Here is a 22,466-nt window from a genome sequence, read left to right as displayed (position 1 = left end):
CCGGACCCGTGTCCGCATCGCCGTCCAGGAAACTACATGTTCGTGTAGTTCTCCTTCCGCACAGCGCGCGATACAGTTTTCGCGTCGCCTCATCAAACCGCTCCCGAGTGACGCACGCAAACGTGACGTTACACGGCGGAGCCTGCCCGGCTTCCGGCCCGCTCCCGACGCCACCGTCGGCTCTCTCAAGTTCTCACATGACTCCTGACGATCTCCAGCAAGGAAACGGTACGCCTTCCGCCGTCACGCTCGAACACGACGGCAACGGCATCCTGTCGCTTCGCGTCGCCGGCCGCGATGGCTTCGACGCCGAACTGGCCGCGCAACTGGCGGCGGCACTGGACACGGCGCGGCATGACCCGGCGGCGAAGGTGCTGGTGCTGCGCGCCGGCGGCGCGAGCCTTGCCGGCGGCGGCCGCGCGGCCGTCGACGACGCGCTGGCGCGGGGCCTGGTGCGGGCCGTCGCCGCCTTTCCGTATCCGCTCGTCGCGGCCGTGCGCGGCGACGCCATCGGCGCGGGATTCCTGCTCGCGGCCCTGTGCGACTTCCTCGTGTGCAGCGACACCGCCAGCTATGGCTACGCCTGCCCGGACGGCGCCACGTTCCACACCGCCGGGGAAGACCGGCTGCTGGTCGAACGTTTCGGGCCGGTGCACGCCACGCACCTGCTGCGGCGGCGCACCGGCCAGGAACTCGGGGCGCTGGGCTGGCCGTGTCCCGTGCTGGCGGACGGCGACGTGGATGCGCACGCGGACAAACTGGCCGCGCAGCTGGCCGCCAAGACCCCGGAAAGCCTGCGGCTGCTGAAGCAGCACTTGGGACGCGACCTGCTGGCGCTGGCGGATGCGCTGGCGCCGGCGCCGGAACATGCGGACGCCGAAGATGCGCCGAACGCGCGGATCGCGGCGCCGGGCAAGCACATACGGCTGGACACCGATCATGGCGCGACGCTGGTCGTCCGGGTCGGCATGAAGAAGAAGTACACCGGCCGTGCGCTCGCCGCCGACCTGGGCGCCGTGTTCGCGCAACTGGAGCCGGCTTCGGGCTACCGCGCGGTGGTGCTCGCGAGCGACTATCCCGGTTTCCTGCCGGAGGCCGACGCCGACACGGACCCCGGCACGGTGGCGGCGCTGCGCGACGTGTTCCTGCTGGCGCCACTGCCGGTCGTCGCCGTCCTGAACCCCGCCGCCCACGGCAAGGCGTGGCTGGTGGCGCAGTGCTGCGATCGCGTGGTGTACCACGACGATGGCCGCCACGGCGCCGCGAGCCTGCTGCACGGCGACGCAGTGTCCGGGCTTGCCGCCTGCATGTTCGCGTGGCGTCTGGGCACGGACGCGGCGCGGAACATCCTGCTGCCCGGCGCGGCCTGCGCGGGCAGCGAGCTGCGGCGGCATGCCGGGCCGCTCGCCGTCGCGCCCGCGCACGAGGCGCCGGCGCGCGCGCTGGCGCTGGCCGGGGACTGGTCGGCCTGGCCGTGGACAGCCGTGCGGTCGTGGAAGGAGTGGGCCAGCGCGATCCTCCGTGAGCACATCGGCGCCTTGCCGGCGCCGGCAGCGGCACCGGTCGCCGACGGGGAGGCCACGGCCGCCGGCCCGATCGCGCTCGCGTCCAGCGTCGTCTCCGCCGTCGCCCATCCCGGCGGCATCGTGGAAGTGACGATGCACGACCGCGCATCGAAGAACATGTTTTCCGAAGCGTTCGTGCGCGGCATGGCCGAAGCGTTCGCGCACATCGACGCCGGGGATTACAAGGTCGTGGTGCTGACCGGCTACGACACGTATTTCGCATCCGGCGGCACGCGCGAAGCGCTCGAAGCGATCCAGCAGGGCACCTTGAAATTCACCGACGACAGGACGTTCCGGCTGGCGCTCGACTGCAGGATCCCCGTGATCGCCGCGATGCAGGGACACGCGATCGGCGCGGGCCTGTCGATGGGCCTGTTCGCCGATTTCCCACTGCTGTGCGAGGAAGGCAAATACGTCAGCCCCTACATGGCGTATGGTTTCACGCCGGGCGTCGGCGCGACGCTGGTCCTGCCCGATCGCATGGGCCGCGACCTGGCGCGCGACAGCCTGTTCACCGCTTGCGAACATGACGGCGCCGAACTGCGCGCACGGGGACTGGCGCTGCCCGTGCACCCGCGCGCGGCGTTGCGCGATGCCGCCATGGCGCTGGCGGCCACGCTGGCGCACAACCCGCGCGCAAGCCTGGTCCGGATGAAGGATCACCTGTGCCGGCACCTGCGCGGGCGGCTGGACGAGACGTGCCGGCGCGAGCTGGCGATGCATGAACACACCTTCGTCGGCCAGGCGGAGACGCTGCAGCGCATCCAGGCCGCCTTCGGTTCGGGGCAGCAGGCCGGCGGACTGGCGGTGGCGCCGGCAGGTGCAACGGCCGCGCAGGCGGCGGACGTCGTGGGCACGCTCAAGCTGCTGCTGGCGCGCGAACTGCACCTGGAACAGGACGAACTCGACGAGCACACCCAGTTCACCGACCTGGGCCTGGATTCCATCACCGGGGTCACCTGGATCCGCAAGGTCAACCTGGAGTACGGCCTCGCGCTCGACGCGACCATCGTCTATGGCTTTCCCACGCTCGCCCGGCTGGGCGCGCACGTGAAGGAGCAGGTGGAAACGCGCGGCACCGCCGGCGGCGCGCCCGACTTCGCGGAGATCGAGGCGGGCAAGCTCGGACGCGGGAGGCCCGCGCCGGACAGGCAGGTGACGGTGTCGCTCGCGCCGATCGCACCCGTCGCCGCCGCGGCGCCCGAGGACGCGCCGGCCGCCGTCGTCGCGACGATCCGGCGCCTGCTGGCGCGCGAACTGCACCTGGACGAGGCGGAACTCGACGAGCACACGCAATTGTCCGACCTCGGCCTGGATTCGATCACCGGCGTCACCTGGATGCGCAAGGTGAACGAGCACTTCGGCCTGTCGCTCGACGCCACCATCGTCTACAGCCATCCCACGCTCGCGAAGCTGGGCCGCCACGTGCGGGAGGTCGCGCACGACCGCGGCGCCGCCGGCGCCATGCCGGACTTCGCGGAGCTGGAGACGAGAAAGCTGCGCACGCCGCTATCCGCGGCACCGGAGGCCGCGCCTGCGCCGGCCGCGCCCGTGCGCGAACTCGTCTCCTGGCGCCGGCAGGCGCCTGCCGCCGCGCCGGCCGCGCCGCGCGCCGCGGGCGTGCCGGAACCGGTCGCCGTCATCGGCATGGCCGGCCAGTTCCCGATGGCGAGGAACCTCGACGAATACTGGCGCAACATCGCCGAAGGCAGGGACTGCATCAGCGAGGTCGCGCCGCAACGCTGGGACGTGGCGAGGTGGTTCCAGGCCGGGGAACCCGCGCCGGGCAAGACGAATTCGAAATGGCTCGGCCAGCTGGAAGACTACGACCGGTTCGATCCGCTGTTCTTCAATATCTCGCCGGTCGAGGCGAAGGCGATGGATCCGCAGCAGCGCCTGTTCCTGCAGGCGTGCTGGCAAGGCATCGAGCACGCCGGCTACAACCCGAAGGCGCTGGCGGGCAGCCGCTGCGGCGTGTTCGTCGGCGCCGCGGGGAACGACTACGGACTGCTGTCGCGCACGAGCCAGTTGAGCGCGCACGGCTTCACCGGCAATGCGAGTTCGATCCTGTCCGCCCGCATCGCCTACTTCCTCGACCTGCAGGGGCCCTGCATGGCCATCGACACGGCCTGCTCGTCGTCGCTGGTGGCGATTGCGACCGCCTGCGACAGCCTGGTGTCCGGCGCCAGCGACCTGGCCCTGGCGGGCGGCGTGTACGTCGGCGCCGGCCCGGCCATGCACATCATGACCGCGCAGTCGGGCATGCTGTCGGCCGACGGCAAGTGCCATACCTTCGACCAGCGCGCGAACGGCTTCGTGCCGGGAGAAGCGGTGGGCGCCGTGCTGCTCAAGCGCCTGTCCGACGCGGAACGCGACGGCGACGTCGTGCACGCCGTGATCCGGGGCTGGGGCGTCAACCAGGACGGCCGGACCAACGGCATCACCGCACCGAATCCGCTGTCCCAGGCGCGGTTGATGCGGGACGTCTATCGCCGGCACGCCATCGATCCGGCCGGCATCCAGCTGGTCGAAGCGCACGGCACGGGCACCCCGCTGGGCGACCCGATCGAGGTCGAGGGATTGAAACAGGCGTTCCGGGACCATACGGGCAAGACCGGATACTGCGCCCTCGGATCGGTGAAATCGAATATCGGCCACTGCCTGACCGCCGCCGGCGTGACGTCGTTCATCAAGACGGTCCTGGCGCTCCAGCACAAGCAGTTGCCGCCCACGATCCACTTCGAACGCCTGAACCCGCACATCAGGCTGCAGGACAGCCCGTTCCACGTCAACGACCGGCTGCGCGACTGGACGCCCGAGGGTGGCGCGCGCCGCCAGGCGGCCGTCAGCTCGTTCGGCTACAGCGGCACCAACGCGCACGTGGTGGTGGCCGAATACGCCGCGCGTCCCCGTCCGCAGGCCGCGCCCGCGGCGCCCGTGGCGCTGGTGCCGTTGTCGGCGAAGACCGAGGAACAGTTGCGCCAGCGTGCGCGCGACCTGCTGGCCTTCCTGCGCGGCGCGGGCGAGTCGTGCGCGCTGGCGGACGTCGCCTACACGCTGCAGGTGGGCCGGGAGGCGATGGAGGAGCGGCTGGGCTTCCTGGCCGAATCGACGGCGCAGCTGGCGGAGCAAATCCAGGCCTGGCTCGACGGCCGCGAGGACGGCGCGCATGCCTGGCGCGGCAGGGTCCGGGCCAACAAGGAAGGCTTGACGCTCATCAGCGACGACGACGAGCTGAAACAGACCATCATCGCGAACTGGTTCGCCCACAACAAATTCGCCAAGCTGGTGGCGCTGTGGACCAAGGGGCTGGACCTCGACTGGCACCTGTTTTATCGCGACGCCACGCCGCGGCGCATCGTCCTGCCGACCTATCCGTTTGCCAGGGAACGCTACTGGATCGACGCCGGCGACGAACAGGCCCTGCTGCACCCGCTGGTGCACCGGAATACCTCGACGCTGAGCCGCCAGCGCTATGCGTCGGTGTTGTCCGCGCCGCTGACGCGCGACGACCTGCTCGACATGGCGCGCGCCGCGGTGGCGCTGGCCTCGCCCGAACGCGAAGGGGAGGCCGTCGAACTGTCCGACGTCGCCTGGGATGTGCCCTTTGCGCCGGCGGGAAGCACCGAGATCCGGATCGAGCTCGCCCCGCACGCGGCGGATCGTGTCGGCGTCGAGATCGCGAGCGCCGCCGGCGTGCATTGCACGGGCCAGGCGCGGTTCGTCGAACAGGCGGCCGCCACGGCGGATCCGGCCGGCGCGCTGTATTTCGAGGAGTACTGGCGCGCCGAAGAGGCGGCCGCCGGCGCGGCGCGGACGGCGGACGCCGGCGCCACGGTAATCTTCGGCGACGCCGGTTCGGCGGCCGTTCCCGGCGCCAGGCTGGTGGTGGATCGGACGGCCGATATCGAGGCCGCCATCCGCCAGGCCGCGGGCGCCGACGCGCAACCGGTCGCGGTCGTCCATGAGTGGGCCAGGGGACGCGGGCAGGAAGGCGTCCACCTGCTGTTCGAGCTGTTCCGCGCCGTGCAGGCCTGCGGCGCCCTGGTGGAGGACGTCGTGCTGGTCGGGCAGTACGATCCGGCGCAACGCGATACGGCCTGGGATTACGCGTGGATCGGCTTCGAGCGTTCGCTCCGGCTGGTGCTCCCCGACGTGAAGATCGCGCTGCTGTACACGGACGGACCGGCAGCCACGCCGGCGCAGCTGGTCGACGCGCAGCGCTCGGGCGGCGTGATCTGGTACCGACACGGGCAGCGCAGCGTGCTCGCCTTGCGGCCGGTGCAGGCCGGTGCGCAGCAAGCGCCGCTGCTCAAGCAGGGCGGCGCCTACCTGATCACGGGCGGCTGCGGCGCGCTGGGCATGAAGTTCGCCCGGCACCTGGCCGGCGAGTACAACGCGAAGCTGGTGCTGCTGGGCAGGCGGGCGCCGTCGCCGGACATCGACGCGCAGCTCGCCAGCCTGCGCCAGGCCGGCGCCGCGCACGCGGAGTACGCGGCGGTCGATGTCGGCGACGCCGCGCAGGTGCTGCGCTGGGCGGGGGCGCTGGGCTTGCCGCTGTCCGGCGTGTTCCATGCCGCGGGCATCGAGGCCGCCCGGCCGTTCCGCCACAAGGCGCGCGCCGAGATCGATGCCGTGCTGCTGCCGAAGACGGCCGGCACGATGCTGCTGGACGAGGCGTTGCGGGACCAGCCGCTCGATTTCGTGTGCCTGTTCTCGTCGTCCGCCGCCATCCTTGGCGACTTCGGCGCGTGCGATTACGCGATCGCCAACCGCTTCCAGATGGCGTACGGCGAGTGGCGCCGGCAGGCCCGGTGCGCGGGGAAGACGGTCGTCGTCAACTGGCCCTTCTGGGCGCAGGAAGCGGGGCAGCGCGGCGGCATGGGCGCCGGCGATCCGGCGCAAGCGGCCTTCTACCTCAAGAGCAGCGGCCAGCAGGCGCTGGGTGCGCGGGACGGGCTGCGCATCTGCGAGGACCTGCTGCACGCCGAGCGCACCCAGACCCTGGTCATGCGTGGCGAGCCGGCGCGCGTGGAACGGTTCCTGGCCCGTGCCTACGGCGCCGCCGAGCCGCGGCGCCCGCTGGCGGCAGCGCTGCCGGCACTGGCTCTGCCGGCGGTCGCCGGGGGCGCCCCGGTCCGCGAGCGCCTGCGCGCCGAGTTGCGGCGGCTGGTGTGCGCCAGCGCGGGCATCGATCCGGCGCGGCTCGACGACAGGACCAATCTGGCCGACGTCGGGTTCGATTCCATCAGCCTGGCGGGCTTGGCGAAGCTGTTGTCCAGCCACCTGTCGCTGGACGTGACGCCGGCCCTGTTCTTCAACCATGCCACCGTCGGGCAGCTCGTCGATCACTTCGCGCAAGACCACGAGGCGCACTTCGCGGCCTTGTACGGCCAGGGGCAGGGCGCGCAGGCGCCGGTGCCTGCGCCCGCACCGGCCGCGCCGAGCCGGCCGGCGGCCGCGGGACGGTTCGCGCCGGCGCCGGCGCCGGCGGACCGGCGGCAGGAACCGATCGCGATCGTCGGCATGGCCGGCCGCTTCCCGCAGGCGGACGACGTGGACCAGTTGTGGAACCTGCTGGCCGAGGGCAGGAGCGGCGTGACCGAAGTGCCGGCCGCGCGCTGGGACTGGCGCGACTACTTCACCGCGCCCGGCCACGTCGGCAACGTCATCAGCACGAATATGGGCGGCTTCGTCAACGGCGTCGACGAGTTCGACCCGCTGTTCTTCGAGATTTCTCCGGCCGAGGCGGAGGAGATGGACCCCGCCGAGCGGCTGCTGCTGATGGAGGCCTACCGCGCCATCGAGGACGCGAGGACGTCGCCGGGTGCGCTGCGCGGGACCAATGTCGGCGTGTTCGTCGGCATGGAGGAGAGCCAGTACAGCCTCGTCACGGACGCACAGGGCGTGACGACGGCCGGCGCCGCGATGATCTCGTCGCGCCTGTCCTATTTCCTCGACCTGCACGGGCCGGCGATCGCCACCAACACCGCGTGCTCCTCGGGCCTGGTCGCGCTGCACCAGGCCGCGATGAGTTTGCGCCAGGGCGAATGCGACGCGGCGCTGGTGGCCGCGGTCGCGCTCAACCTGTCGCCCAAGGCGTGGCTCAGGATGAGCGAGGCGCGCATGCTGTCGGCGCATGGGCAATGCCGCAGCTTTTCGAAGGATGCGGACGGCATCGGCGTCGGCGACGCGGTGGTGGTCCTGATGCTCAAGCCGTTGGCGGCCGCCATCGAGGCCGGCGACCATGTCTACGGCACCGTGAAAGCCAGCGGCATCAATTTCGACGGCAAGACGAACGGCGTCACCGCGCCGAACGGCCGGGCCCAGGCCAGCCTGATCGAGCGCGTGTATGCCGGCAGCGGCATCGACGTCGGCGACATCTCCCACGTCGTCGCGCACGGCACCGGCACCCGGCTCGGCGACCCGGTCGAGATCAATGCCCTGAACGACGCCTTCCGGAAGCTCGCCACGGCGCCGCGCCGGACGAAGTGCGCCGTCACCAGCTGCAAATCGAACCTGGGCCACACGATGGCCGCCTCGGGCCTCGTCAGCGTGGTGGCGCTGTTGAAGGGACTGGAACACGGCCGGATACCCGCGAGCCTGCATTGCGATGAAGAGAACGACTACATCGACTGGGCGGCCAGCGACTTCTACGTGAACAAGACGACCACCACGTGGCAGGGCATCGACGGCAAGCCGCGCATGGGCGCCGTGAGCGCGTTCGGCCGCAGCGGCACCAATGCCCACGTCGTGATCGAGGAGCACGTGCGGCCGGCTGCGCGGCGGCCGGACGGCGAAGCGGGAGACGCGACGGTCATCGTGCCGCTGTCCGCGCGCGGGCAGGACCCGCTGCGGCAGAAGGTGCGCGACCTGCTCGATGCGATCCGCACCCGCGCCATGCGCCTGGAAGACATCGCGTACACGCTCCAGGTGGCGCGCGAGCCGATGGAGGAGCGCGTGGCCTTCGTGGCCGGTTCGCTCGACCAGCTGGCACGCGGCCTTGCCGCCTTCCTCGACGGGACCCCGGACGGCGCGTCGGTCTTCCGCGGCAGGGCGGACGGCAGGAACGGGGGCCTGCAGGTGATCCAGCACGACGAGGACATGCAGGCCGCGATCCTGAACTGGGTGAACGGCAACAAGCTGCACAAGCTCGCCGCGCTCTGGGCCCGGGGCCTGGAGCTGGACTGGCGCCTGCTGTACGCCGGCCGCCGCGCGCTGCCGGACCGGATCGGCCTGCCGCTCTATCCGTTCGCGCGGGAACGCTGCCGGATCGACGGTCCGGCCCCGGCCGCGGCGCAGGGCGACCTGGCGTCGATCGCCGGCATCCTCGACCAGGTGGAGCAGGGCGCGCTGGCGGCGGACCTGGCAAGCGCGGTGCTGAAGAAGATCGCCATCTAGGCCATCCCGGAACAACGATATAGCGAGAGTGTGATGATCGATTTTGTGGACTATGTGGTCGGGGAGTTGTCGGGCAAGCGGCTGTCGAAAGCGGACGCCCTGGCGCTGATTGCCCAGTTTCGCGGGCAGGCGCAGGGCGCGGCGCGCGCAGGCGTGCTGCATCCGCTGCTGCACCGGAATACGGCCGACCTGAACCAGCACAGCTACGGCACCACGCTCGACGCGGGCGCGTTCTATCTGCGCGACCACGTGGTCGGCGGACGCAAGGTCCTGCCCGGCGTGGCCTACCTCGAAATGGTCCGCGCCGCGCTCGCGGCGGCGCTGCCCGGCGAGGACGGCGATATCTGCCTTTCCGACGTGGTGTGGGCGCAGCCGGTCGTCGTCGACGACAGCGCGCAGGTCACGCTGGCGCTGTATCCGGGCGACGGACAGGTCGACTATGAAGTCTGCAGCCACGCGGCCGCGGCCGGGGGCGGCGCGCAGGCGCTGGTCCATTCGCAGGGCCGGGCCGCCGTCCTGGCGCCGGCGGCGCAGCCCCGGCTCGACGTCGCGCAACTGCAGGAGGAGATGACGCGCGGGCAGCTGGATGCGGCGCAGGTGTATGCGGCCTACGGCAGGATGGGGATCGTCTACGGCCCGTCGCACCGGGCCGTGACGGCGCTGCACCAGGGCGCGGGGCAGGTGCTGGCGCGCCTGGAACTGCCGGCCGTGGTGGCGGACACCCTCGGCGACTACGTGCTGCATCCGAGCCTGCTGGACGGCGCGGTGCAGTCGGCCATCGGCTTCATCGACGACATCGACCACGTGCCGGCGCGGCCGAGCCTTCCGTTTGCGCTGGAATCGCTGCGGGTCTTCGCGCCGTGTACGCCCAGCATGTTCGCGTGGCTGCGGTTCGCGCCGGGCAGCGCGCCCGCGGACAAGGTGACGAAGCTCGATATCGACCTGTGCGACGGGGACGGCAAGGTCTGCGCGCAGCTGCGCGGCTTCACGTCCCGGGTCTTGCAGGAGGAAGCCGATGCCGGCGTGTTGTACGCGGCCCCGCAATGGGAGGCCGCCGCGCTCGCGCAGGGCGGGCCGCAGGCATGGGCGCAGCGCCACGTCTTCGTCAGCGCGGCGGTGGGCGCCGACGTGGCGGCGCTGCAGGCCGCCAGCGCGCGCGCGCGCTGCGTGCGCCTGCCCGGCGCCGCGGACGGCGACCTGGCGGACTATTACCGCGACGCCGCATCCGCCTGCTTCCTGCACGTCCAGGCGCTGCTCGCCGCCAGGCCGCAGGGGCGCACGCTCGTGCAGCTCGTGCTCGCGCACACGCCGGCCGACGAGCTGCTCCTCGGCCTCGTGGGCCTGCTCAAGACCGCCGCGCTGGAAAATCCGCTGCTTGCCGCCCAGGTCATCGTGCTTGACGCCGCGGCCGATGCGCGGCAAGCGGCGCGCCAGCTGGAGGCGGAGGCCGCCGGTGCGCAGGCAGGGGTCGTGCGCCACGTGCAGGGCGAGCGGCAGGTGCTCGCATGGCGCGAGCTGGACATGCCCGCCGAAGAACCCGCGCCCGCGTTCAAGGACGGGGGCGTGTATCTCATCACCGGCGGCACGGGCGCGCTGGGCGGGCTGTTTGCGCGCGCGATCCTCGACCGGGCGCGCGGCGCCACGGTCGTCCTCACCGGCCGCGCCGCGGCGTATGCGCCGGCAGACCTGCCCGCGCACACCGGCCAGGTGCACTACCGCCAGCTCGACCTGTGCGACGCGGACCAGGTGCGCGCGCTCGTCGCGGGCGTCGTCGCGCAGCATGGACGCCTCGACGGCATCCTCCATGCCGCGGGCATGACCGGCGACGGCTTCATCCTCAAGAAGACGGCGGCGGAATTCGAACAGGTGCTCGCGCCCAAGGTCGCCGGCACCGTCAACCTGGACGCGGCGACGCAGGACGTCGCGCTCGACTTCCTCATGCTGTTCTCCGGCGGCGCGGCCGTGACGGGCAATGCCGGGCAGGCCGACTACGCCGCCGCCAACGGTTTCATGGACCGCTTTGCCGCATACCGCAACGCGCTGGTGCGGCAGGGACGGCGCCAGGGCCGCACGCGCGCAGTCAACTGGCCGCTGTGGGAAGACGGCGGCATGGGCGCCGACGCGGCGACGCAGGCGCAACTGAAGCGCGCCGCCGGCCTGGTGCCGATGCGCAGCCGTACCGGCCTGCGCGCATTCGACCACAGTCTGGCGCTGGCGCACGACCAGCTGCAGGTCGTGGAGGGCGACCTGCGCCTCGTGCGCGCGGCGCTGTTCGCCCCGGAGCCGGCGGCCGAGGCCTCCGCGCCGCAGCCCGCGACGGTCAATGGCGGCCAGGCGGGCGGCGCCGACCTGCGGGCGCGTACCGAAAGCTTCCTGAAGAAGCGGCTCTCGTCCCTGCTCAAACTGCCCGCCAACCGGATCGATGCCGCCGCGCCGTTCGAGAAGTACGGCATCAATTCGATCATGACGATGGACCTGACGGGCGAGCTGGAGACCATCTTCGGTGCGCTGCCCAAGACCCTGTTCTTCGAATACCAGACGCTGTCCGAACTGGCCGGCTACTTCGTCGCGCAGCATCGCGGCCGGCTGGAAGCACTGTTCGACGCTGCGGCGATGCCGGCCGCGCCGGCGCCGGCGCCCGCGCTCGCGCTCGCGCTCGCGCCGTCGCAGCCGGTGGTCGCCGGTCCGGCCCGCGCCCGCGCCGCCGCCCGCCGTCCCGTCGCGCGCGGCGCGGCCGCGGACCTCGACGCGATCGCCATCGTCGGCCTGAGCGGACGCTATCCGGGCGCGGCGGACGTCGATCAGTTCTGGCGCAACCTGCGCGACGGGAAGGACAGCATCGTCGAGGTTCCGCCGGAGCGCTGGAACTGGCGCGACCACTTCAGCGAGGACCGGTCCGCCGGCGGCCGCCATTACAGCAAGTGGGGCGGCTTCATCGACGGCGTCGACGAGTTCGACGCGCTGTTCTTCAATATTCCACCCGTCGACGCCGAGCGCATCGACCCGCAGGAGCGCCTGTTCCTGCAGCACGCGTGGATGGCGCTCGAGGATGCGGGGTGCACGCGCGCCAGCCTGCAGATGCCGCACGGGGACGACCAGGCCGGCCAGGTCGGCGTGTACGTCGGCGTGATGTACGGCGAGTACCAGATGTTCGGCGCCGAGAGCAGCCTGCTCGGCGAGCGCATGGTGACGCCGTCCAGCTACGCGAGCATCGCCAACCGCGTGTCGTACTTCCTGAACCTGCATGGGCCGAGCATGGCAGTGGACACCATGTGCTCGTCCTCGCTGACGGCCATCCACCTGGCCTGCCAGGACTTGCGCCAGGGCCGCACCGACGCGGCGGTCGCCGGCGGCGTCAACGTGACCATCCATCCGAACAAATACCTGTTGCTGAGTTCCGGCCAGTTCATCGCGAGCGATGGCCGCTGCCAGAGTTTCGGCGTGGGCGGCGACGGCTATATTCCGGCGGAAGGGGTGGGCGCGGTCATCCTGAAAAGGCTGTCCGACGCGGAGCGCGACGGCAACCACATCTACGGCGTGATCAAGGGCAGCGCCCTGAACCACGGCGGCAAGACCAATGGCTATTCGGTGCCCAATCCCCAGGCCCAGGCCAGCGTCGTCGCCCGTGCGTTGAAGGAATGCGGCGTCGATCCGCGCCACATCAGCTATATCGAAGCGCACGGCACCGGCACGAAGCTGGGCGACCCGATCGAGATCGCGGCGCTCGCGCAGGTCTTCCGGCGCAGCGCCACGGAGAACGGGTCCTGCCTGATCGGCTCCGCCAAATCGAATATCGGCCACGCCGAATCGGCGGCGGGCATCGCCGGCCTGACCAAGGTGCTGCTGCAGATGCGGCACCGCCAGATCGTGCCGTCGCTGCATTCGTCCGCGCTCAACCCCAATATCGACTTCGACGACTCGCCGTTCGTCGTCAACCAGGAATTGCGCGAGTGGGAGCAGCCCCAGGTCGACGGCAAGCGGCTGCCGCGCATCGCCGGCATCTCGTCGTTCGGCGCCGGCGGCTCGAATGCCCACCTCGTGGTGCAGGAATACGTCGCGGCCGACCCCGCGCCGCACGCGGACGGTGAACCGGCGGCCGTACTGCTGTCCGCGCGCACCCCGGAGCAGCTGACGCAAAAAATGCAGGACCTGCTTGCGTTCGTGCGGCGCGGCGAGGCGAAGGTGGACCTGCATGCGGTGGCCTGCACGTTGCAGACCGGACGCGAAGCGATGGAAGAACGCCTGGCCCTGATCGTGAGCTCGGTCGGCCAGCTGGAGCGCGACCTGCAGGCCTGCCTGGACGGCGACGAGACGCTCGACAACTGCTATCGCGGACAGGCCACGGAAGGCTTCGATGCGGTGGCGCTGTTCAAGGCCGACGCCGACCTGCAGGACACGATAGGAAAATGGATCGCGGCGCGCAAGCTTGCGCGGCTGGCCGAGTTGTGGACCCGCGGCCTGGAGCTCGACTGGAACCGGCTGTACGGCGCGCGCCGGCCGGGTTTCGTGAGCCTGCCGGCGTATCCGTTCGCGCGCGAGCGCTGCTGGATCGAGCGGGCGGCGGAAACGCATGCGGGACGGGGCGCCGTGCTGCACCCGCTCCTGCACCGGAACACGTCCGATTTCGCGCAGCAGTGCTATCGGACGACGCTCACCGGTTTCGAGTTCTTCCTGGCCGACCATCGCGTGACCATCGGCGCCGCCGCGGGGCAAAAGGTGCTGCCCGGCGTCGCCTTCCTCGAGATGGCGCGCGCCGCGGTCGCACAGGCGCTGCATGCCGCGGACCCGGCGCCGGCGCTGGAGATCCGCAACGTCGCCTGGGCGCGGCCGCTCGTGGTGGACGGCCACACGCAGGCGGAGATCGCGCTGTCGCCGGACGACGACGGCCAGGTCGATTTCGAGATCTGCGGCGAGTCCGGGGGCGAGCGCATCGCATATTGCCAGGGCCGGGTGGCCGTCGCCGCGCCGGCGGGCGCGCAGCAGATCGACGTCGCGCAGGTCCGGCAGCCGCTGCGGCGCGGCCGGCTCGACGCCGCGCAGGTCTATGCGGCCTATGCACGCATGGGCCTCGATTACGGCCCGGCGCACCGCCCGATCGAGTCGATCCTGCTGGGTGATGGCCAGGCGCTGGCCGAACTGCGCCTGCCGACGGCGCTGCAGGCCGGCGCATCGGACTACCTGCTCCATCCGAGCCTGATGGACGGCGCGCTGCAGGCAGCGATCGGCCTGCTGGACTGGCAGGACGAGCCGGCCGGGCAGGCGCGCGTGCCGTTCGCGCTCGGCGCGCTGCACGTGCTGGCCCCCTGTGCGAGCGAGATGCTGGCGTGGGTCCGGTATGCCGAGGGCAGCGGGCCGGGCGACGCGGTGGTCAAGCTCGACATCGACCTGTGCGACGGCGCGGGCCGCGTCTGCGTGCGGATGCGCGACCTGTGCTCGCGCGCCCTGGGCGGCCAGCCGGGCGCCGTGGACGACGGCGTCGGCCGCCTGTTCGCCGTCCCGGCATGGGAGCCCGCCGCGCCGGTTGCCGCGGCCGATGCGCCGGCGGAGCATCACGTCCTCCTGTGCGACCTGCAGGGCGTCGACGTCGCTGCGCTCGAAAGCCTGTTGCCGGGCGCCCGCTGCGTGGCGTCGAACGCGCCGGACGACGACTCGCTGGCCGCGCGTTACCTGCACCATGCGTCGGCGCTCCTCGGCCAACTGCGCACGCATCTGCAACGCGGGGCGCAGGGCACGGTCCTGCTGCAGGTCGTCGTGCCGGGCCGCGACGGCGGCGAGATCCTGGCCGGCCTGTCCGGCATGCTCAGGACGGCGAGTCTGGAAAATCCCGGCTTCGTCGGGCAACTGATCATGGCGGCGCCGGATACGCCGGTTGCCGGGCTGGCGGCGCAACTGCGGCAGGACGGGCGGTCGGACGGCGTGCTCGTGAGGTATGAACAGGGCGCGCGCCAGGTCCTGCGCTGGCGCGAAGTGCCGTCCGAGGGGGGCGCCGCCGACGTGGCGTTCAAGGACCATGGCGTGTACCTGATCACGGGCGGGCTGGGTGGACTGGGCCTGTTGTTCGCGGGCGAGATCGTGAAGCAGGCGTCGCGGGCCAAGGTCATCCTGACCGGCCGTGGCCCGCTGGACGCGCGCAAGCAGGCGCAGCTCGATACGCTCGCGGCACGCGCGGGCCGGGTCACGTACCGGCAGCTCGACCTGGAGGACCCCGCGCAGGTGACGCAATTGGTCGCCGCCATCGTCGCGGCGCACGGTCGGCTGGACGGCATCGTGCACGGCGCCGGCATGACCGCGGACAGCTTCATCCTGCAGAAGTCCGACGCCCAGCTCGGCGCCGTGCTGGCGCCCAAGGTGGCCGGCACCGTCCACCTGGACCGGGCGGCCGCCGAGGTCGATCTGGACTTCTTCGTGCTGTTCTCGTCGGTGAGCAGCGCCCTGGGCAATGTGGGACAGGCCGATTACGCCGCGGCCAACGGCTTCATGGACCACTTCGCGGCCTATCGCAACCGCCTGGCCGGCAGCGGGCAAAGGCGCGGCCGGACCGTGGCGATCAACTGGCCGCTGTGGCAGGAAGGCGGCATGCAGATCGACGCGGCGAGCCGCGAGCTGCTGTTCCAGGCCAGCGGCGCGCGGCCGCTGCGCACCGGCACCGGCATCGCCGCGTTTTATCGCAGCCTCGCCTCAAGCCACGGCCAGGCGCTGGTGCTGGAAGGCGACCTGCCGCGGTTGCGGCGCGTGCTCGCCGGCCCGGTGCGGCGCACGCCCGCCGCGGCCGTGCCGACGCCCGTCGCCGCGGTGCCGGCTGCGGCCGGCGGCGACGCGCGTCTGCCGGAACGGACCGCGGACTACCTGCGCAGGCAGTTCGCGGACGTGCTGAAGGTTCCCGCACAAAAGATCAACCCGCGCGCACCGCTGGAAAACTACGGCATCGATTCGGTCGTTGCGATGAAGCTGACCAATGTGCTGGAGCAGACCTTCGGTTCGCTGCCCAAGACGTTGTTCTTCGAATACCAGACGATCGCCGCTCTCGCCGGCTATCTGCTCAATTCGTTCCCGGAGACCGTGCGCCGGGTGCTCGATCCCGCCGGCGCGGCCGCGGCCCAACCGGCTGCCGCGGCCGCGGCCCCGCCGGCGCTGGCCGTTCCGCACCGCGCCAGGCGGTTCCCCGCGCCCGACGCACGGCGCGAACGCGACGTGGCGATCGTCGGCGTGAGCGGCCGCTATCCGATGGCCGGGAACCTGGCCGAGTTCTGGGACAACCTGAAGGCCGGCCGCGACTGCATCACGGAGGTGCCGCCCGAGCGCTGGGACCATGCGCGGTATTTCGATCCCGACCGCAGCAAGGCCGGCAAGAGCTATGCCAAATGGGGCGGCTTCCTGGCCGACGTCGACAAGTTCGACCCGCTGTTCTTCAACATCTCGCCGCGCGAAGCGGAGATCATCGACCCGCAGGAGCGCCTGTTCCTGCAGACCGCCTGGCAGACCATCGAGGACGCGGGCTACAGCCGCGAGAGCCTGGCGGGCCGGCACGTCGGCGTGTACGTCGGCGCCATGTGGGGACACTATGAGCTGTACGGCGCGGATGCCGCGTCGGGCGCGATCCCGACGTCGTCCCACGCCTCGATCGCCAACCGGGTCTCGTACTTCTTCGACCTGCGCGGCCCCAGCATCGCACTCGACACCATGTGCTCGTCCTCGCTGACGGCGATCCACCTGGCCTGCGAGGAGATCCGGCGCGGGAACATCGATGCGGCGCTGGCCGGCGGCGTGAACCTGTCGATCCACCCGCAGAAGTATCTCAACCTGAGCCAGGGAAAATTCGCCGCGAGCGATGGCCGCTGCCGCAGCTTCGGCGCGGGCGGCGACGGCTACGTGCCGGGAGAGGGCGTGGGCGCGGTCCTGCTCAAGCCCCTCGACGATGCGCTGCGCGACGGCGACCAGGTCTACGCCGTCGTCCGCGCGAGCGCCTTGAACCACGGCGGCAAGACGAATGGCTACACCGTGCCCAATCCGACCGCCCAGGGCGACCTGATACTGGACGCCATGAAGAAGGCGGGCGTCGAGCCGGACAGCCTCGGTTACGTGGAGACGCACGGCACCGGCACGTCGCTGGGCGATCCGATCGAGATCGCCGGCCTGCAACAGGCGTTCGCCACCCACGCGGGCCGCAACGGCCGCCTGCCGATCGGTTCCGTCAAGTCGAACATCGGCCACCTCGAAGCGGCGGCCGGCATCGCCGCGGTGACCAAGGCGCTGCTGCAGCTCAAGCATGGCCAGCTCGTGCCGTCGCTGCATGCCGAGCCGCTCAATCCCAACATCGATTTCGCGAACTCCCCGTTCCACGTGCAGACCACGCTCGCCGACTGGCAGCGCAGCGGCGCGCAGCCGCGGCGCGCGGCGGTGAGTTCCTTCGGCGCGGGCGGCGCCAACGCGCACGTGATCCTGGAAGAACATGTCGATACCCGGCCCGCGCGCCGGGTCGCCGATGCCCGCACGCCCCACGTGTTCCTGCTGTCCGCGCGCGATCCGGCCGGGCTGGCGCGCCATGCCGCCGGCGTCGCCGCCTTCCTCGCGGAGCGCCCGGACCTGCCGCTGGGCGACATCGCCTACACGTCGCAGGTCGGCCGCACCCACATGCCGGCGCGCCTGGCGCTGATCGCGTCCAGCGTCGCGCAGCTGCACGACAAGCTGGTGGGCTGGAGCGCGTCGCGCGAGCCGGACGACGTGTTCCATGCGAATGCGAACGACCGGGCCTACGACGCCGGCCAACTGATCCAGGGTGAAGCCGGCGAGGCGTTCCTGCGCGGCCTGCTGGCCAACGGGGACCTGGCGAAGGCCGCGACGCTGTGGACCATGGGCGCCGCCATCGACTGGGCGCCGCTGCACGCCGGCGCCGCGCCGCGCAGGGTGAGCCTGCCCGCCTACCCGTTCGCGAAGGAGCGCTACTGGGTCCAGGCCGCGGCCGCGCACCCGGTGGCGCCCGCCGTCGCGGAGGCGCCGCGCCGGCTGTACTACCGCCCGCAGTGGACGGCGCGGCCGCTTGCCGGCGCGACGCCGCCGGCCGGGCCGCTGCTGGTCCTCGACGGCTCGGACGCGTTCTTCGCCGTGCTGAAAGGGCAGGTCGAGGGCAGCGGCATCACCCTGGCGCTCCCCGGCAACGCGTTCGCCGAAATCGCGCCGGGCGTGTTCACGCTCGATCCGGGCAGCGAAGCGCAGTTCGGCCAGCTGCTGGCCGCGCTCCAGGACCGGGACCAGCTCCCGCGCGCCGTCCTGCATCGTCATGCATCGCCCGATGCCGGCGAGGCGCTGCGGCTCGGGGTCGGCGCCTTGCAGAACCTGTGCAAGGCGCTGATCGGCCGGAAGGCCGGCGGCAAGGTGCGGTTCCTGTCGTTCTTCGACGGCGGCGACGATGCCGGCATGCCGTTCGGCGCCGCGCTCGCCGGTTTCTACAAGAGCCTGAGCCTCGAACATCCCGGCTACGACGCGAAGGTGGTGGACATGCGCTCCGACGCGGCCGGGCCGGCGGAGCAGGTCCGCATCGCGATGGCGGAGCTGGGCGGGGACGATTGGGCCGCCGGAGAAATCGGTTACCTCGGTGCCGGTGTCCGTCACGTGCGGGAATACGTTGCGTACGAAGCCAACCGGGCGACGGACATGCCGCTCCGGCAGGGCGGCGTGTACCTGGTCACGGGCGGCCTGGGAGGACTGGGCTGGATCGTCGCGGGCTACCTTGCGCGCCATGTCGGCGCCCGGCTGGTGCTGGTCGGCCGTTCGGCGCTGTCGGCCGCGAACGCGGCGCGTGTCGCGACCCTCGCGGCGACGGGCGGCGAAGCCGTCTACCTGCAGGCGGACGTGGCGCGCCAGGACGATGTCGAGTCGGTCGTACGCCAGGCGAAGGCGCGGTTCGGGCGCATCGATGGCGTGTTCCATGGCGCCGGGACCACGCGCGACGCCTTCCTCCTCAAGAAGACCCCGGACGACCTGGACGCGGTGCTGGCGCCGAAGGTCCACGGCACGCTCAACCTCGAGCGCGCGACCCGCGCCGAGGCGCTCGACCTGTTCGTGCTGTTCTCGTCGGTCGCCGGCGCGTTCGGGAACCTGGGCCAGTGCGACTACGCCTATGCCAATCGCTTCCTCGATGCGTTCGCCGAGCAGCGGGAAGCCCTGAGGCTGGCGGGCCGGCGCAGCGGAAGGACGCTCGCCATCGACTGGCCGTACTGGGCAGAGGGCGGCATGACCGTCCCGGCCGAGGCGCTCGCGTTCTCCGCCAGCCGGATGGGCATGCATCCACTGCCGACGGGCGAGGGCATCCGCTGCCTCGAGGACCTGCTGGGTTCCGGACTGGCACAGGCGATCGCGCTGTACGGCATCCCATCCAAGGTCGGCGCCTACATGGCGCGGCGCGCGGCACCCGTCGCCGTCGCGGCTGCAGCGGTCCGCGTCGGTGGGGCGCCGGCCGATCCGGTGCCGCGCCTGGCGCAGATGCAGGACTACCTCAAGGGCCTGCTCGGCGCCGAGATCAAGCTCGCCCCGGACCGGATCGATGCACGCGAGCGCTTCGAGGCATTCGGGATCGACTCGATTGCGGTGGGCCGCCTGAACGAGGCCCTGGGCCGCGCGTTCGGCGCGCTGCCGCAGACGCTGTTCTACGAATACGAGACCATCGACGACCTGGCGCGGTATTTCGTGCGCGAGCACGCGGATGCGCTGGCGAACCTGTTCGGCGACGCCGCGTCCGTGCCCGTGGCCGTCGCCGAAGACGCGCCGGCCGTACCTGGTGCGGCGCAGCCGATACGCCCGGCGGACGGCGCGGAACCGGTCGCGATCATCGGCGTGCACGGCTACTATCCGCAATCGCGCGACCTGGACGATTACTGGGACCACCTGCGCGCGGGGCGCGACCTGGTCGGCCCCGTGCCGGCCGAACGCTGGGATGCGCAGCGGTTCTACGACGCCGACCCCGCCCGGGCCACGGACGGCAAGATCTATTGCAAGTGGGGCGCCTTCCTCGATGACGTCGACAAGTTCGACGCGCCGTTCTTCAACGTCGAACGCGCGGAAGCGGCCGCGATGGACCCGCAGGAACGGCTGTTCCTGCAGTCGGTCTGGTCCGCCTTCGAAGACGCCGGCTACACCCGCGAGAGCCTCAAGCGGCGGTTCCCGAAAGCGCGCAGCGCCGGCGTGGGCGTGTTCGTCGGCGTGACGACCAATTCGTACCAGTTGCTGGCGAGCGAAGGGACGGCGGCGAGCGCGCTGCCGTGGTCGATCGCGAACCGCGTGTCCTACTTCTTCGACTTCCAGGGACCGAGCATGCCGGTGGACACCGCCTGTTCGTCGTCGTCGGTGGCGATCCACCTGGCGTGCGAAAGCCTGCGGCGCAACGAGTGCCAGGTCGCGGTGGCCGGCGGCGTGAACCTGTATCTCCATCCGTCCAAATACCAGGGCCTGTGCCGGAAACGCATGCTGGCGCGCGAAGGCAAGTGCCGCAGCTATGGCGCCGGCGACGACGGATTCGTGCCGGGCGAGGGCGTCGGTACGCTGATCCTCAAGCCGCTCGCCCGCGCGATCGAGGATGGCGACACGATCCACGCGGTGATCCGGGCCAGCGCGTTCGAGCACAGCGGCCGCTCGAACGGCTATTCCGCGCCCAGTCCGAACGCGCAGGCGGGCCTCATCGGCCGCACGCTGGCCGCGGCCGGCGTCGCGGCGGCGTCGATCGGCTATGTCGAAGGACACGGCACCGGCACGCAGCTGGGCGACAGCCTCGAAGTCGCCGCGCTCGCGCAGGCATTCGGCCGCGAGACCGACCGGCGCCAGTTCTGCGCGCTCGGCTCGGTCAAGGCCAACGTGGGGCATGCCGAATCCGCGGCGGGGGTCGCCGCGGTCACCAAGGTCCTGCTGCAGATGAAGCACCGGCAACTGGCGCCGTCCATCCATGCCGATGTCGCGAACCCGGACATCGAGTTCGAGCGCTCGCCGTTCTACCTGCAGCGGCGGCTGGCCGACTGGACGCCCGCGGCCGCGCATCCGCGCCGCGCCCTCGTCAATTCGTTCGGGGCCGGCGGCGTGAACGCGTGCGTGCTGCTCGAAGAATACGTGCAGGCGCCGGCGACGCGGCCGCTTGCCGCCGGTCCGCAGCTGATCGTGCTGTCCGCGCGGACCGGCGCTAGCCTGCGCGAACTGGCGGCGCGCCTGCTGGCCCACCTGCGCAAGCACCACGCGACCGGATTGGCGGACGTGGCGTACACCCTGCAGACGGCCCGCGAACCCATGCCCGAGCGCCTCGCCTTCGTGGCGCAGGACCTGGCCGGCCTGGCCGCCACGCTGGAACGCTGGACGGCCGACGAGGCGTGTGCCGGCATCCATCGCGGCAGCGTCGATCCGCGCAGCGCGGCAAAGCGCCCCGACAACGCGGCCGAGGCGCGCGACCTGGAAGCGCTCGCGCAGGCCTGGGTGAAGGGCCGCACGATCGCCTGGGACGACCTCGATCCGCACCGCGCGGCGCGGCGTGTTCCGCTGCCTGCCTATCCGTTTGCGCAAGAACGGCATTGGGTGGACGAGGCCCCGCGGCCCGGCGCGCAACAACCTGCCGCATTGCATCCGCTGGTCTCGCACAATTCGTCCACGCTGCGGGAAGTGAGCTTCACGTCGATGCTGTCGGGCGACGCGTTCTATGCGCGCGACCACCAGGTGAACGGGCGGCGCGTCTTCCCTGGCGCCGGACTGCTCGAGATGGCCTGCGCGTCCGGGGCGCTGGCGGCGGGCAGGAACGTGCGCCGCATCCAGAGCGTCGTCTTCGTGCAGCCGCTCGTGTTCACCCACGCGCAGCAGCCGGTCCAGGTGTCGCTGCAGCCCGCGGACGGCGATGCCGGGTACATCATCACCTCGTACGATGCGGACCGCGAGAAGGTCGTGCATTGTGAAGGCGTGCTCCGGTTCGACGACGGCGCCGGCGAATCCGGCCGCGACGACCATCTGCCGGTCGCGGACCTGATCCGCGCGTCGTCGCGCACGGTGGACGGCAGCGAGTATTACCGGCGGTTCGCGCAAGCGGGCATCGGCTACGGACCTGCCTTCCGCACGATGCAGACGCTGCATGCCGGTGCGTCGTTCGCGCTGTCGATCCTGTCGGTCGCGGACGACTTGAGCGAGGGCTTCGATGAATACACCCTCCATCCGGCGATCATCGACGGCGCCCTGCAGACCGTGGCCGGCCTGGCGGGCGGCGGCGAAGCGTCGGTGCCGTACCTGCCCTTTGCGATCGACGACGTCGAGATCCTGCACCCCCTGGCGCGCACCTGTTACGTGCACGTGGAAGAGGCCGGGCCGCAGTCGACGGGCAGCACGGACATCAGGAAATTCAACATCAGGATCGCGAACGAAAGAGGCCTGGTCCTGGTGGTGCTGAAACAGTTCTGCGTACGGGCCTTCAAGTCGCAGCCTGCCAACCATCGTTCACCGCACCGCCCGGAACGTATCACGGGTGCCAACTTAGCCTAGAGA

Annotated in this window: 2 protein-coding genes; both read left to right on the top strand. The window is 71.5% G+C overall.

The features are described 5' to 3' along the window. Positions 1-197: 197 nt before the first annotated feature. On the top strand, positions 198-8,966 hold the full coding sequence (locus ACEN9Q_RS13615; protein WP_495628830.1) for a beta-ketoacyl synthase N-terminal-like domain-containing protein: 8,769 nt from the start codon (positions 198-200) through the stop codon (positions 8,964-8,966). Between the two features lie 33 nt (positions 8,967-8,999). Continuing rightward, positions 9,000-22,463: an SDR family NAD(P)-dependent oxidoreductase gene (locus ACEN9Q_RS13610; protein ID WP_495628829.1), complete on the top strand. Its 13,464-nt coding sequence runs from the start codon at positions 9,000-9,002 to the stop codon at positions 22,461-22,463. Positions 22,464-22,466 lie beyond the last annotated feature (3 nt).

The organism is Massilia sp. Masssp93 (assembly GCF_059491295.1).
This window is presented reverse-complemented; position numbering and strand designations above follow the sequence as displayed.

Coding starts and splice junctions, on each gene's coding strand:
- ACEN9Q_RS13615 (WP_495628830.1), top strand. CDS start 198: ATGACTCCTGACGATCTCCAGCAAGGAAACGGTACGCCTTCCGCCGTC.
- ACEN9Q_RS13610 (WP_495628829.1), top strand. CDS start 9,000: ATGATCGATTTTGTGGACTATGTGGTCGGGGAGTTGTCGGGCAAGCGG.